At 57.3% G+C, this 13,736-nt stretch carries 13 protein-coding genes; 3 read left to right on the top strand and 10 right to left on the bottom strand.

What is annotated here, in order from left to right:
• Nucleotides 1-11: 11 nt before the first annotated feature.
• The 7 genes from murB to KF947_RS20265 form a co-directional block, all read right to left on the bottom strand.
• Complete coding sequence (gene murB / locus KF947_RS20295) at nucleotides 12-1,022, bottom strand: UDP-N-acetylmuramate dehydrogenase (protein WP_227406325.1); 1,011 nt, start codon at nucleotides 1,020-1,022, stop codon at nucleotides 12-14.
• A gap of 25 nt (nucleotides 1,023-1,047) precedes the next feature.
• On the bottom strand, nucleotides 1,048-1,512 hold the full coding sequence (locus KF947_RS20290; RefSeq protein WP_133730496.1) for a low molecular weight protein-tyrosine-phosphatase: 465 nt from the start codon (nucleotides 1,510-1,512) through the stop codon (nucleotides 1,048-1,050).
• 74 nt (nucleotides 1,513-1,586) lie between these two features.
• A complete protein-coding gene (kdsB, locus tag KF947_RS20285; protein WP_227404935.1) occupies nucleotides 1,587-2,387 on the bottom strand; it encodes a 3-deoxy-manno-octulosonate cytidylyltransferase in 801 nt (266 codons plus the stop codon).
• Nucleotides 2,387-2,632, bottom strand: coding sequence for a Trm112 family protein (locus tag KF947_RS20280; protein WP_227404934.1), 246 nt, complete (start codon nucleotides 2,630-2,632; stop codon nucleotides 2,387-2,389). The genes kdsB and KF947_RS20280 overlap by 1 nt, the downstream gene beginning before the upstream one ends.
• 13 nt (nucleotides 2,633-2,645) lie before the next feature.
• Nucleotides 2,646-3,674 (bottom strand): tetraacyldisaccharide 4'-kinase, encoded by a 1,029-nt coding sequence (gene lpxK, locus KF947_RS20275; RefSeq protein WP_227404933.1) that lies wholly within the window; start codon nucleotides 3,672-3,674, stop codon nucleotides 2,646-2,648.
• On the bottom strand, nucleotides 3,671-5,407 hold the full coding sequence (gene msbA, locus KF947_RS20270) for a lipid A export permease/ATP-binding protein MsbA (RefSeq protein WP_227404932.1): 1,737 nt from the start codon (nucleotides 5,405-5,407) through the stop codon (nucleotides 3,671-3,673). The genes lpxK and msbA overlap by 4 nt, the downstream gene beginning before the upstream one ends.
• 71 nt (nucleotides 5,408-5,478) lie before the next feature.
• The gene (locus KF947_RS20265; protein ID WP_227404931.1) at nucleotides 5,479-7,758 is read right to left on the bottom strand and encodes a DNA internalization-related competence protein ComEC/Rec2; all 2,280 of its coding nucleotides are present in this window, start codon (nucleotides 7,756-7,758) and stop codon (nucleotides 5,479-5,481) included.
• Between the two features lie 97 nt (nucleotides 7,759-7,855).
• Between KF947_RS20265 and KF947_RS20260 the strand changes: the two genes are divergently transcribed.
• A complete protein-coding gene (locus KF947_RS20260) occupies nucleotides 7,856-8,413 on the top strand; it encodes a DUF2062 domain-containing protein (RefSeq protein ID WP_227404930.1) in 558 nt (185 codons plus the stop codon).
• A gap of 16 nt (nucleotides 8,414-8,429) precedes the next feature.
• Here KF947_RS20260 and KF947_RS20255 read toward each other — a convergent pair whose 3' ends face one another.
• Both KF947_RS20255 and KF947_RS20250 read right to left on the bottom strand, forming a co-directional pair.
• Nucleotides 8,430-9,173, bottom strand: coding sequence for an ABC transporter ATP-binding protein (locus KF947_RS20255; RefSeq protein ID WP_227404929.1), 744 nt, complete (start codon nucleotides 9,171-9,173; stop codon nucleotides 8,430-8,432).
• Between the two features lie 25 nt (nucleotides 9,174-9,198).
• A complete protein-coding gene (locus KF947_RS20250) occupies nucleotides 9,199-10,440 on the bottom strand; it encodes a lipoprotein-releasing ABC transporter permease subunit (protein WP_227404928.1) in 1,242 nt (413 codons plus the stop codon).
• Nucleotides 10,441-10,619: 179 nt separating this feature from the next.
• Between KF947_RS20250 and KF947_RS20245 the strand changes: the two genes are divergently transcribed.
• Together KF947_RS20245 and KF947_RS20240 are read left to right on the top strand one after the other, a co-directional pair.
• Entirely contained in the window at nucleotides 10,620-11,687 is a 1,068-nt protein-coding gene (locus KF947_RS20245; protein WP_133730488.1) for an agmatine/peptidylarginine deiminase, read from the top strand.
• Nucleotides 11,688-11,697: 10 nt separating this feature from the next.
• Nucleotides 11,698-12,600 (top strand): carbon-nitrogen hydrolase, encoded by a 903-nt coding sequence (locus tag KF947_RS20240; protein WP_133730487.1) that lies wholly within the window; start codon nucleotides 11,698-11,700, stop codon nucleotides 12,598-12,600.
• A 118-nt stretch (nucleotides 12,601-12,718) separates the two neighbouring features.
• On the opposite strand, the gene KF947_RS20235 is transcribed toward KF947_RS20240, so the two are convergent.
• Nucleotides 12,719-13,675, bottom strand: a complete 957-nt coding sequence (locus KF947_RS20235; RefSeq protein ID WP_133730486.1) for a Nudix family hydrolase — start codon at nucleotides 13,673-13,675, stop codon at nucleotides 12,719-12,721.
• Nucleotides 13,676-13,736: the final 61 nt, after the last annotated feature.

Below are 13,736 nucleotides of genomic sequence, written 5' to 3'. Positions count from 1 at the left end.
ATAGAAATTAACTAACAGGGATTAATTAACCGCGGCTCGGGCTCTAAGCGCACCCCAAAGCGTGCCTCGACTTGGTCAGCGATATAGCTAGCTGTTTTCATTAGCCCCTGGCGATCACCGCCGCCAAAGTGCACCAGCACCAGCGCTTGATGCTGGTGTACTCCGAAGGCACCATCACGCATCCCTTTCAAGCCACACTGGTCGATTAACCACCCCGCCGCCAGCTTTGTTTGCCCTCCTTCCTGTGGGAAATGGGGCATCGCAGGATACTGCTGCAACAACTGCGCTGCCAGCACATCAGCTACCAGCGGATTTTTGAAGAAGCTCCCCGCATTGGCCAGCACCTGTGGGTCGGGCAGCTTCTCGCGTCGAATACCACATACCGCTTCGGCTACCGCCAGCGGCGTGGGAGAGCTTGCTAAACGTGCAGCGAGATCGCCATACCCTAGCCGGGGGGCAGGCGTGGGTGACAAACGCAAGACTAGCTGAGTGATCACAATACTACCTGCCAACTCGCCTTTAAAAATACTCTCACGGTAACCAAAGCCGCACTCTTGCGCGCTTAGCCAATTTACCCGCCCGGTGGCAAGCTCCATTACCTGCACCGCTTGCAGCGTATCGGCAAGTTCAACACCGTAGGCACCAATGTTCTGCACCGGCGCAGCACCACAACTGCCGGGGATGAGCGCTAGATTTTCAATGCCCCACAGGCCGCGTGCAGCAGTCGCCATCACCAGCGTATGCCAATTAACCCCCGCCCCTACGTGGGCAAGCACATGCCCTTGGCGCTGACTGAGCCAGTGCTGTTGCAAATCAGGCCGCACCACCAAACCTGGTAGTGCCTCGGGAAGCAGAACATTGCTGCCGCCACCGAGCAGCGTGACGGGCCAGCCTTTATGGCGTGCCTCGGCTACCGTTTGGCGTAGTGCTGTTAATGTCTTTGGTGACGCGAAGCGCTCTGCCTGGCAGGGAAGCCTAAGTGTATTAGCGGCGGACAAATCCACATTGCTGAGAATATTCATCTGTGCAGCCACACCATTAGCCCCATTACAGCTCTCGCTTAAGGTGTCGAATCAGCCCTTCTGATGCAGCTTCAATCATATCTAGAACCTTCTCAAATCCCTCATCACCGCCAAAATAAGGGTCTGGGACTTCAGCACCGGGGGTACCAGCAAAATCTAAAAACAGCCCAACATGCGCCTGGCTATTGGCAGGCTGCAGCTCGCGCATGGCGCGTAGATTGTCCTGATCCATGCCCAGCACGTAGTCGAATTGGGTAAAATCGTGCTCGCTTAGCTGGCGGGCACGCAGGTCGCTTATATCGATACCGCGCAGTAGTGCTGCCTGCTGGGCGCGGGCGTCTGGGGCTTTGCCCAAATGCCAACTGCCGACGCCGCAGGAGTCTATCTCGACCTCATCGGCCAACCCTGCTCGCTCAAGAGCACGACGAAAAACACCTTCGGCGGTCGGTGAACGGCAAATATTGCCTAAACATACAAATAATACTTTCACGATAGCTCCTTAAAAACTGAGCTGCCCAAGCAAGCGCCCGCCCCTGCGCTAAGTCGGCAACGCCCGAACCCGCGTTAGACCAGCAGCGCCCGAATCCGCGCTAGATCCTCGGCCGTATCAACACCGGCAGGGTTTACTTCGCAGGCCAATGCCACTTGAATAGCGTGACCATTCTGCAGCGCACGCAACTGCTCGAGCTGTTCAAGCTGTTCGAGGCTTGAGGCAGGCCAGTCCCGATAGGCGGCTAGAAAGCCAGCACGATACGCATACAACCCGATATGGCGCAGCCAGGCATCGGTTGCCAGCATGGACGGTGGCGCTTTGAACTGCTCACGATCCCAGGGGATGGGCGCCCGTGAGAAATACAGCGCGCGGCCTTGCAGTGTGCGCACGACCTTGACCACGTTGGGATTAAACAGCGTGTCCACGTCATTGATAGGCTCCGCCAGCGTGGCTATCGACGCTTCAGGATCATCGGCTAGGCGCAGCGCCACCTGGTCGATCAGCGCGGGAGGAATCAGCGGCTCGTCGCCCTGCACATTCACCAGGAGCGCATCATCCGTCAATGCCAATATATCAGCCACCTCGGCTAAGCGGTCGGTGCCCGATGGGTGATCGTCGCGGGTCATGATCACTTCGGCGCCGTAGGGCAGCATAGCATCACGAATACGGCTATCGTCTGTTGCCACGACCACTCGGCTGGCGTGGCTTTGGCAAGCACGGCGCCATACGTGAGCAACCATCGGTTCCCCGGCAATTTCAAGCAGTGGCTTGCCGGGGAGCCGGGTAGAGCCATAGCGGGCAGGTACGACGACAGTAAAGTCAGGCACCTTGAAATTAACCATTTCATCAGCCATGTCATCAAAGACGGTCATTAAGCGTCTCCTGAACGCTCTTGAGGATGCCCTGGAGAACGTCCTGGTGAACGCCCTTGTGAAGTGTGCAGCTTTTCATCGGCATCCATCTCGCGAGCCTCTTCCGGCAACATCACCGGAATCCCCTCTTTGATCGGATAGGCAAGGCCATCGTAGTGGCAGCGCAGCTCTTGAGCGTCGCGGTCATACTTCAGCTTACCGTTGCACAACGGGCAGACCAGCATTGCCAGCAGTTCCTTATCCATGCGCGTATCTCCTTTAGGAAAGTGCCGACAGCCGCGCTGCCAGCCAGTGCTCAAATTCGGGTGGAAGGGTTGCCTCCACATCTAATACCCAACTGTTAGGCGGGGCCAGGGCGTAACACTTAACGGCATCTTTAGCGGTCATAATCACTGGGCGGGTATCTGCAAAGCTTAGCGCGTCCGCACTAAAGTGCTGGTGATCGGCCAACGGGTGCCACTCGCCCTCAACACCCAACGCGGAGAGTGTACGAAAAAAACGCTCGGGATGCCCGATACCTGCCACCGCGTGCACCGGCAGCGTAAACGGCAGTGGCGCAAGCGGAAAACGTGCGCCGTCATCAAGGCGGCGCCAGCATAGCGGCGCCAGCTGCATAGTGGTGGCTGACTGCAGAATAGACGGAGTAAGCGGCAGAGAGGGCTGTGATTCGCCGTTGACGATCACCGCGTCAACACGCTGCAACCGGCTGGGCGACTCGCGCAGCGGCCCGGCGGGCAGGCAGCGCCCGTTGCCCAATCCACGGGCACCATCCACAACCACCAACTCAATATCTCGATCCAGCGCCAAGTGCTGCAAACCGTCGTCGCTCAAGATAATATCGCAGCCCTTTTCTACCAGTGCCTGAACCCCGCGCACACGATTAGGATCTGCGACCACCGGCAGTCCCGTCTGCTGTGCCAGCATCAGCGGCTCATCACCGCTTTCGGCAACGTTAGTGTCAGCAGTGACCAGTAGCGGGTAACTGGGCGCTTTTCCGCCATAGCCGCGGCTAACGATACCTGGCGTCCAGCCTTGGGCCACCAGCCAACCAGCTAGCCACGCCACCAGCGGCGATTTACCCGTCCCTCCCAAGGTGATATTGCCTACCACGATAACCGGCACCGGCGCCCTCCATGTGACTTTTTTGCCACTAGAGTACTCCCGCTCCCGCCGCGCCATGGCCCACTGGTACAGCGCCCCTAACGGCCTCAGCGGCGATAGCCAGCGGCTGCCCTGGTAAGCGCCTTGCAGCCAGCGCTCCGACAGCGTTCTCTTGGCAAGGCTCATGGCGCTTCTTGAAACTGCAGCTGATGCAGCGCTGCGTAGGCGCCATCGGCTTCCAGCAATGCCTGATGCGAGCCCTCTTCGATAATACGTCCCTGATCCATCACCACAATGCGGTCAGCTCGCTCTATAGTAGAGAGGCGGTGGGCGATGACCAGCGTGGTGCGCCCCTCACAGACTCGCTCAAGGGCTTTTTGAATATAGCGCTCGGATTCCGTATCCAACGCGGAAGTGGCCTCATCCAGCACCAGTAGCGGCGCATCCTTAAAGATCGCCCGGGCAATCGCCAGCCGCTGGCGTTGGCCGCCCGAGAGCATCACACCATTTTCACCCACGGTGGTGGCATAACCATTGGGAAGCTTATCGATAAACTCATGGGCATAGGCGGCTTCAGCCGCAGCCTGAACAGCCTGGGGATCAGGGTTGGCCACCCCGTAAGCAATATTATCGGCAATCGAGGCGTTAAATAGCGTTACCTGCTGCGACACCAGGGCAATCTGCTGGCGCAGTGGGCCAAGCGCGTATTCATCAACATTAATGCCATCGATAGTAATACTGCCTTGGGTGGGGCAGTAAAAACGCGGCAGCAAACTGACCAGAGTGGACTTGCCGCTCCCCGAACGCCCGACTATCGCCACCAGTTCGCCCGGCGCTATGCGTAGATTAATATTGTGCAGGACTTCGGGCTGGTCGTCGGCGTAGCGGAAGCTAACATGATCGATCACGACATCGCCGCTTAAACGGCTGGCGATGTGTTTGCCACTATCCTCTTCAGGGGTCATATCCAGCAACCCGAAAAGCTCTGACGCGGCCGCCAGGCCTTTCTGAATTTCACCGTTAATCTCGGTCAGTTGACGTACCGGCTTGATCATCAGAGCAGCCGCGGTAATAAAAGCCACAAACTCACCAGGCGTCATGTTTTCCATCAGCGAGGGTGCCATGGCCAGCCAAACCAGTAGCGCCATAGAGATGGCCACCAACATTAGAATCACAGGGGAACTGACCGCACGGGTCATGGCTTCTTTCATACTTTGACGGCGATTCTCTTCGCTTACCCGCTCAAAGCGCTGTTTTTCATACGGCTCAGCGCCGTGGGTGCGCACTACGCGGTAGCCCGACAGCGCTTCCGAGGCAATGTGGGTGACATCACCCATGGAGTGCTGAATGCGTTTTGAAATGCGCCTAAAGCGCTTGCTGACGTAGCTCACCACCACGGCAATGATCGGCGTCACGCCCAAAAATAGCAGCGTTAGCATCCAGTTAGTCCAGAGCAGATAGAGCACCAGGCCGACGACGAATAGCCCTTCACGGAGAATAATCGTCACCGCTTTGGTGGCCGCCCCAGCGACTTGTTCAACGTGGTAGGTCACCCGCGATACCAGTTGACCACTGGAGTGATGATCAAAAAACCAGCCTGGCAGATGGAGTAGATGAGCAAATACGTCGCAACGTAGGGTATGAATCACGTAGCGACCCACATAGGCCATGAAGTAGGTGCTTAAAAAAGTACCTACCCCCCGAGCGGAGAACATAATAATCACAAACAGCGGTAGAAATAGCCGAAACGCTGCATCTGGGTTTTGAATGCCATCAATCAAGCGCTTCATCATTTCCGCAAGCGCCGTACTCGATGCGGCGTAAACCACAAAGCCCACTATCGCTAGCGCAAAAGCCCGCCAATGCGGTTTCACATAGCCCAACAACCGCTTATAAATACCCCAACCTGAATCAGTCACACGCGCTCCTAGCCTAGACCCTAGGGCCCATAGTATGCAGTGCGGGGAATTCTACCTGATGGCGACGCGCTTCAACACTGGTTGCGTCTTCCTGGCACTGGTCGCGTCGTTTCGATCTGGATGGGCTGGGCGGCGTTTAGCCAAAAACGCAGTGCGCCGTCATGGGCCGTGCTCCATAGACAGCTGCCCTGCTGGCGAAAACGGCGCACGACGGCATCCACCGGATGTTGAAACGCATTACTCCGACCGGCGCTAAATATCACATGCTCAGGAGCGATGGAACGTACGAACTGGATACCCGAACTGGTGCCGCTACCATGGTGCCCTGCCACCAAAACTCGGACAGGCAGCTCCACCTCACGCAGAAAGCGACGCTCTACTTCAGTGCCCACATCTCCGGTAATCACCAGTCGCTGTTCACCAACGCTTACCTCTAGCACGCAGGAGCGGTCGTTGGCAGATAAATCGTTATCACCCGCGGGCGGCCAGAGAATACGGTAACTCACCCCGTCACGCTGCCATGTTTGTCCACGCTGACAAGCAATACCGGCAACTGGCAGCGCCTCCCCCGCAGGAGTCATCCACTGGCTGACCCGGTGGTCGGCTAACAATGCCTCAATACCACCCGCGTGGTCATTATCAGCGTGGCTGACGATCACTTGATCAAACTGCTGATCCGGCGACCACAAGGTCTCCAAGGGCATAAAGCCACTACGAAAGCGCGGGCCTGTGTCGTAGAGCAGGCGATAATGTTCGCTACGCAGCTCTATCAACTGCCCCTGCCCCACGTCATGGACGCTGACTCTGAGTGCATGGGGGGGAATCGATGGCGGAAGCGACCACCAGGGCAGCGCAACGATCAGCGTGGTGGCTCCCAGGCGTAAACTTGGTAGCACGGCAGGCAGCCCCCAGCATAACGACAATAGTAGCAACCCACAGGCAAGCGGATATGCTAACGACCGATCAGGTTCCCATAGTGGCCAACGCTGCACAGCAAACGTCAGCAACAGGTGAAAAACGCTCAGCGCCTGCTCAAACAGCTGCCATACCATCTCTCCCACCATGGGAATAGGTGACAGCAGCCACCCCAGCAGCGCCGTTGGCACCATTACCGAGCTCACCCAGGGTACGGCGGCTAAATTGATCAATGGGGCGGCGGGGGCCACTCGCCCAAAGGCCACCAATACGGCGGCAGCCATTAGCGGGGCCAGCAGCAGTTGCGATCTCACCAGCGCCCAGCACCAACCCTTTATCCCTTGAGGGCGCTGCCGCCCCTGCCAAATAATAATCAGCCATGCCACCGCCACAAACGACAGCCACATGCCAGGTCGCCATAGCGCTAGCGGATCGACTATAAGTACCACCCCGAGTGCCAGCCACCAGCCCTGCCAAGCCCCTGGCGCATGCCGGCCACTCAGCACCCACAGCCCGATCAATGTCATCACCATCGCCCGCATAGCCGGCGGCGCCATCCCGGCAAGGGTGGCGTAACTGACACAGGCTAGCGCTGCCAACCACCACGGCCAGGTGCGCATACGCCAGTTGGTGGGCGTTGCAAACCGAGCGACTGACTTGGCTAGCAGCAGTACAAATGAGGCCACCAGCCCGACATGCAAGCCTGAAATTACCACCAGATGCGTGGTGCCGGTGGCATTCAGTAGCGACCAGTCGTCTTGGGTAAGCTGTTCGCTATCGCCTAACGTCAATGCGGCCAGCCAGCGCTTGGTTCGCTCGTCGAGCGGCTGACGGGCTAAAAAATCCAGCGATAGCTGGCGCAACGAGGGATCAGCAGACGAGAGCCGAACTGGCGCTGGCTCCTGGCGCAGGTAGCCAGTGGCATGGATTCCCTCACGCCACAGCCACTGCTCATAATCGAAGGTATCAGGGTTGGCAAAGCCACTTGGAGGACGCAAGCGCAGCGTCATTTGCCACCGCTCTCCGGGCTTAAATCGCTCATCGCTATAAGCGGTTATGCGCACCTTAGCGAGCGAGGAACAGCTGGGGCGTTGTACCTGACTATTTGCAGAGCTTTGGCATTTATCAACGTTTAACAGCAGACGCTTGGCGTTACCCACCGGCTGGGCGGTCAACACGGTTGCTTCAATGGCAATATCTTCTCCGCTTAGACCCGCCGGTAAGCGACTCCCCCATTCACCTTGTACGCTAATAAAGACCCAAGCGCCGATTAGCAGCCATATACCTATGCGTGGGCGCCACCCCATTACCAGCAACGCGGCTACCAACACCCAGCCAAATGCGTTTGGAGTCACCCCTGCGGTGTGGCAATACCAGGCAAACATCCCCCCTGCGAGTGCCGCAAGCGCCGCTGGCATGGCAACACCTAACCGCATAGAACCCTCCCTGGCGACGCTTCATTGATGGCCTAGCATAGCCGAAAGGCAGCTCGATATGGATAATGAGCCACATCGATAGGCAAGAGTATCCGTCATGCCGCGCAGATTCCTGCAGCGCTACATGCCCAAACCCGACACTATCAGGAAACAGCGCTCGCTACGCTTTATGGCACCGCTGATTGCAGACCCGGGTTTGTGGCTTTTAACTCGCCGAAGCGTTGCCAATGCATTCAGCGTGGGCGTGTTTTGCGCGATGCTGCCCATCCCCTTTCAGATGGTCGTTGCCGCGCTGGGTGCGCGCCTAACACGCTGCAATTTAGCCCTCTCTGTGGGCTTGGTATGGATTACTAATCCATTAACGATGCCACTGATTTTTTACGGCAACTACTGGATTGGCACCTTTCTCCTCGGCGCCCCTGTACGGGAGGCCCCCTCGCGTATTTCAACTCGCTGGATCGCCGAACAGATGCACGACATTATGCCGCCGCTGATCGTCGGCTCGTTGGTAACAGCGCTCATATTAGCGATCGTGGTCAATATTGGCATTCGCTTGATCTGGCGCTGGCACGTCTCCCATAACTGGAAACGCCGCCGCCAGATACGTCGGCAGCGGCGTGCGCAGATAGAAGCTGAATTTGACGATAAGGTTTAATGAATGATCCCGACGGTTAAAGCGCCGGGGCCTGCTCGACCAACTTACCCGCATCCAGTTTAAGCACACGGTCTTGATGGGCCGCCAGGCTAACGTCATGGGTCACAATCACGAACGCACAGGCGCTCTCTTTGGCCAGTTCATCCATTAGTGCCAAAATAGTCGCCGCCGTGGTTTGATCCAGATTGCCCGTGGGCTCATCCATCAGCACCAGGCTAGGATCGGTAACCAGCGCACGGGCGATGGCCACGCGCTGGCGCTCTCCGCCGGAAAGCTCACCCGGCTTATGATCCGCCCGCGGCTGCATGCCTACCCGCTCGAGTATCTGCATGGCCCGCTGCTCGGCCGCCTTTTTCGACTGACCGCGAATAATTAGCGGTAACGCCGCATTTTCGAGTGCAGTGAATTCCGCCAACAGATGGTGGAATTGATACACAAATCCGATGTAGCGATTACGAAAGCTGCCAAGCGCCGCTTCATTCAACCCTGATAGCGGCTCACCGGCAATAATCACACGGCCTTCACTAGGGCGATCAAGACCGCCCAGCAGATTTAGTAATGTTGTCTTCCCCGAACCCGAGCTGCCCACGATGGCCACCCGCTCCCCGGCGCGCACCTGCAAATTGAGCTTGTCCAGTACCGTCAGATCCTGGGGGCCCTCGCTGTAGGTTCGTGTCAACGACTGACAATCGAGCATTACCGCCGCCTCTTGCCCAGTATTGATGGGCTTAGAATTTATAGCCGTCGAATTCATAGACATCGTGTCATCCTTGTTCCTGAAGCCGTTATTCATAGCGCAGCACATCCGCCGGCTGAACTTTTGCCGCCCGCCAAGCGGGATAAAGTGTCGACAGGAACGTCAGACCAAAGGCGGCCAAAACGATACGACTGACATCATTCCACTGCAGGCGAGAAGGAAGGTCGCTAATAAAGTAGACCCCAGCATCCAAGAACTGGATCCCCAGCGTTCCTTCCACCCAGCCAATTAGATCGGCGATGGTCAGCGCCAGCAACACACCCACGGCCACCCCAATGGCGATACCGATAAAGCCGATGGCCATGCCCTGAACAATAAAAATCCCCATAATCGAGCTCGGTTTAGCACCGATCGTCCGCAGAATGGCGATATCCGCGCGTTTATCGGTGACGACCATGACCAGCGTCGAGACGATATTAAACGCCGCCACGGCGATAATCACCGTCAACAGCAGCGCGATCATGCGCTTTTCCATCTGTATCGCCTGGAAAAGATTGCCTTGAGAGAACGTCCAGTCGCTACCCCGATACTCCGGGCCAAGCTCATTGAGAATCGCCTGGGTCTCGCTACTGGCGGCAAACAGATCATCCAGCTGTAGACGCAGCCCGCCAACCGCATCACCCAGGCGCGCCAGGGTCTGCATATCTTCAATATTGGCGTAAGCCAAATTAGCGTCTAGTTCGGCACCGACGCTAAAAATACCGCTAACGGTAAAGCGTTTTAAGCGCGGAAAGACCCCCGCAGGGGTAATCGATGCTTCAGGCACCAGCAGCGTCACTCGATCGCCCACGCCAACGCCCAGGTTGCGTGCCAGCATTGAGCCCAGCACCACATGCCACTCACCGGGCACCAGATCGGTCAATTCACCTTGGCGCATATGCTCACCAATGATCGACACTCGGTCTTCCCACTCCGGGTTGATACCGTTGACCATGGCCCCCTGATTACGTCCACCCACGGAGAACATACCCTGCTGCTCAACGTAAGGCGCCGCACCAATGACCCGCTCGCGCTGCATCAACTCTTCGGCTAATGTCTCCCACTCCACCATGCCTACTCGGGACTCAATTTTAGCGTGAGGCACCATGCCCAAAATACGCGTGCGCAGCTCATGGTCGAAGCCGTTCATCACCGACAGCACCAAAATAAGTACGGCGACCCCCAGCATTAGCCCCAACATCGAGGTGAGCGAAATAAACGAAATAAAGTGGTTCCGGCGTTTAGCGCGCACGTAGCGCAGCCCCACCAGAAAAGGCAAACGATCAAGCATGGCGTCATTCCTTATCAATAAGCGCTCATGGTACGGTTTTTTTAGTCTCTCTGCATGTTCAAACGGCCATTAGAGCGGCCTTCGCCGTGAGCGTTTAGAATAAAAACGTTACGCTTGCAACTTGCTCCGCCACGCCCTACATTGCGCCGATTTACTGCTGACCGTGGGGCTGCGCTTTAATGACGTATCGTTTGCTACCCGAATGGTATCCCCAAGATGGGATACAACTGACCTGGCCACGCCCAGAAGGCGATTGGGCGCCTCTGCTTGCCCGTATCGAAGCGACTCTCGAACGCATTGTGATTGCCACCGCGCGCTATCAGCGCGTGTTGATTTGCGTGCCAGACGAACTAACCAAACAGCGCTTGGCCGATACTTTTCACGCCTACGCTGTGCCCGCTGAACGCCTGCAGCTTATTGTCGCACCCACCGACGATACCTGGGCGCGGGATCATGGTCCGATCAGCGTGGTCGATGAAGATGGCCAATTAGTGATGCTCGATTACATTTTCACCGGCTGGGGTGGGAAATTTCCTGCTGAGCACGATAATCGCCTCACCCAGTGGCTTGCTGATGCAGGCGCTTGGGCATGCCCGGTGGCCTCGCGTAACCTGGTACTGGAAGGTGGTGGTATAGAAACCGACGGTGAAGGCACCCTGCTCACCACTGAAGCATGCCTGCTTAACCCCAATCGCAACCCCACTCTCTCTCGAGCAGAGGTAGAAGCGCAACTTGGCGAGGACTTCGGCGTTGACCGTGTTTTATGGCTTGCTAACGGCCATTTAGAGGGCGACGACACCGACAGCCATATTGATACCCTGGCTCGCTTCTGCAACCCAACTACCATCGCCTATGTGCGTTGTGACGACCCCAACGACCCGCACTACCCGGCCCTGGCGGCGATGGAGCAAGAGCTGCAGGCTTTCCGGCAACGCAATGGCGAACCCTACCGGCTTATTCCGCTGCCTTGGCCCCAAGCCTGCTTTGACCCGGAAGATGGCCACCGCCTGCCCGCCACCTACGCGAATTTCCTGATCATCAATCAGGCCGTACTGGTGCCTACCTACGGCGATCCGGCGGACGTCACCGCACTGAGCGCGCTAGCGGTTGCTTTTCCCGAGCACACGCTAATTCCGATTGAGTGTGTAAGCGTTATTCGCCAACATGGCAGCCTGCACTGTTTAACCATGCAGCTGCCAAAAGGCACGCTTGCCCGGGGCACGCCTGCCACGACCGCTATTTGCTAGAGGAGTCACCATGTCGACAACGCTAACCGTCGCTGTTGTGCAGCAACCCGCGTGGCCAGACAAAGCCCAAAGCCTGTCAGCAAGCGAAGAAGGTATCCGTAGCGCCGCTACACAAGGCGCGCAGTTAGTACTGCTGCAAGAACTGCACGCCACCCACTACTTCTGCCAATTTGAAGACCCTGCCCTATTTGATCTGGCGGAGCCCCTCGACGGCCCGACCGGCCAACGTCTGGCGGCGCTCGCTAAAGAGCTGGACATTGTCCTGGTCGGCTCGCTATTTGAGCGCCGCGCGCCGGGGCTCTACCACAATACCGCCGTGGTCTATGACCGCGCCAAAGGTCGCGTCGGCCAGTATCGCAAGATGCACATTCCTGATGATCCTGGATTTTATGAGAAGTTTTACTTCACACCAGGTGATCATGACAGCGCTCGCGGAGAGGGCTTTACCCCGATCGAAACATCCGTGGGTCGCCTCGGCGTCTTGGTCTGCTGGGATCAGTGGTATCCCGAAGCCGCCCGGCTTATGGCGTTAGCCGGTGCCGATTTACTGCTCTACCCCACGGCAATCGGCTGGGATCCCAATGACGACGGTGAAGAAAAGAACCGCCAAAAAGATGCCTGGACAGTGATTCAGCGCGCCCACGGCGTGGCCAACGGTTTGCCTGTGCTAGTGGCCAATCGGGTTGGTTTTGAAGCGGATCACTCTGGAGTCGGCGATGGCATTCAGTTCTGGGGGGGTAGTTTTGTCTGTGGGCCGCAAGGTGAGCTATTGGCCCATGCGGGGGAAGCGACCGAGCAGTTAGTCGTTGAGCTTGATATGGCGCGCAGTGAAAATACCCGCCGTATCTGGCCTTACCTGCGCGATCGTCGTGTGGACGCTTATGGGGATCTGACTCGCCGCTACCGCGACTAGTAGGCTTGGGCTTAGCTTTAGCTAAAAGATAAAAACGAAAAAAACGCCTGCCTTGGCTAAATGCCGAGGCAGGCGTTTTTCATTGCATAACGCTCTTTATGCGTTCTGGTTTAGTGTGTTATTTCCAGAAATCGCGGATCGAGGCAATCCCTTGAGCACCCACGGCACGGGCATGATTGGCATCAAAGCGCGTCATACCGCCCAGTGCGAATACTGGCATGCCTGCGCGCTCTACCAACTGCTGGAAATCATGCCAGCCGAGCGGGAATACTTCCGGGTGTGACGGCGTGGTGCGCAGCGGCGAAAGGCTAACAAAATCGCAGCCTAACACCGCCGCCTGGGTCAGCTGCGTTTGATTGTGGGTCGATGCCGACAACCACTTGCTTTCGGCAATCGGACGACGCTCAAGCTGCATCAACCGCTCGCTGGTCAGATGAATGCCATCGGCGTCAATGTGATCAAGCAGCGTTGGCTCTCCATTGAGCAGCAGTCGCGCACCGTGCTCTCGACACAGAGTTAATGCACGCTGGGCACGGGCCAGATAAGCCGATTCATCCAACTGCTTGGCGCGCAGCTGTACCAGACGAATCTTGTCTTCACGCAGCGCGCGTTCCAAAAACGCATCGAAACGCGCCTCATCCAACTCTTCCCCGGTAATTAAATACTCGGTAGGCAACCTTACCGCTCGCAGAATCGGCAAATTAGCCGCTGGGAAGGGGTAGTTGGAGAGCTCACTCATGGGCACCCAGCGCACCGCCTGCCCTTCACGACCAAAGGGCTCGCCAGCAAACTCATGCACCTGCCATACATCGAGCAGGATATGCTTGTCGGGGTACTCATGGTGGACGCGAATCAACGGCTGAGCACAAACAATCTCAACGCCTAGCTCTTCGTGCAGCTCACGCTTTAACCCTTCAAGACCGGTTTCATAGGGAGCCAGTTTTCCGCCTGGAAACTCCCAAAGTCCGCCATGATCGACGTTCGATGGCCGACGAGCGATCAGTACTTGCTGTTGATCGGCGCTGATAATCGCTGCCGCTGCGACGTGAACCCGTCGTTTTACCTTTATGCTCATAGACTCATATACTCGTTACGTCTTTATCCACTGCGCGCACCAATGCTAAGGGCATCGGTGC

The sequence above is a fragment of the Halomonas sp. FeN2 genome (assembly GCF_020595105.1).
Classification (GTDB): Bacteria; Pseudomonadota; Gammaproteobacteria; order Pseudomonadales; family Halomonadaceae; genus Vreelandella; species Vreelandella neptunia.
This window is presented reverse-complemented; position numbering and strand designations above follow the sequence as displayed.

Bases quoted from the DNA above. Each gene is read 5' to 3' on its own strand.
- murB (WP_227406325.1), bottom strand. From the start codon at position 1,022: ATGAATATTCTCAGCAATGTGGATTTGTCCGCCGCTAATACACTTAGG.
- kdsB (WP_227404935.1), bottom strand. From the start codon at position 2,387: ATGACCGTCTTTGATGACATGGCTGATGAAATGGTTAATTTCAAGGTG.
- KF947_RS20280 (WP_227404934.1), bottom strand. From the start codon at position 2,632: ATGGATAAGGAACTGCTGGCAATGCTGGTCTGCCCGTTGTGCAACGGT.
- lpxK (WP_227404933.1), bottom strand. From the start codon at position 3,674: ATGAGCCTTGCCAAGAGAACGCTGTCGGAGCGCTGGCTGCAAGGCGCT.
- KF947_RS20265 (WP_227404931.1), bottom strand. From the start codon at position 7,758: ATGCGGTTAGGTGTTGCCATGCCAGCGGCGCTTGCGGCACTCGCAGGG.
- KF947_RS20260 (WP_227404930.1), top strand. From the start codon at position 7,856: ATGCCGCGCAGATTCCTGCAGCGCTACATGCCCAAACCCGACACTATC.
- KF947_RS20255 (WP_227404929.1), bottom strand. From the start codon at position 9,173: ATGTCTATGAATTCGACGGCTATAAATTCTAAGCCCATCAATACTGGG.
- KF947_RS20250 (WP_227404928.1), bottom strand. From the start codon at position 10,440: ATGCTTGATCGTTTGCCTTTTCTGGTGGGGCTGCGCTACGTGCGCGCT.
- KF947_RS20245 (WP_133730488.1), top strand. From the start codon at position 10,620: ATGACGTATCGTTTGCTACCCGAATGGTATCCCCAAGATGGGATACAA.
- KF947_RS20240 (WP_133730487.1), top strand. From the start codon at position 11,698: ATGTCGACAACGCTAACCGTCGCTGTTGTGCAGCAACCCGCGTGGCCA.
- KF947_RS20235 (WP_133730486.1), bottom strand. From the start codon at position 13,675: ATGAGCATAAAGGTAAAACGACGGGTTCACGTCGCAGCGGCAGCGATT.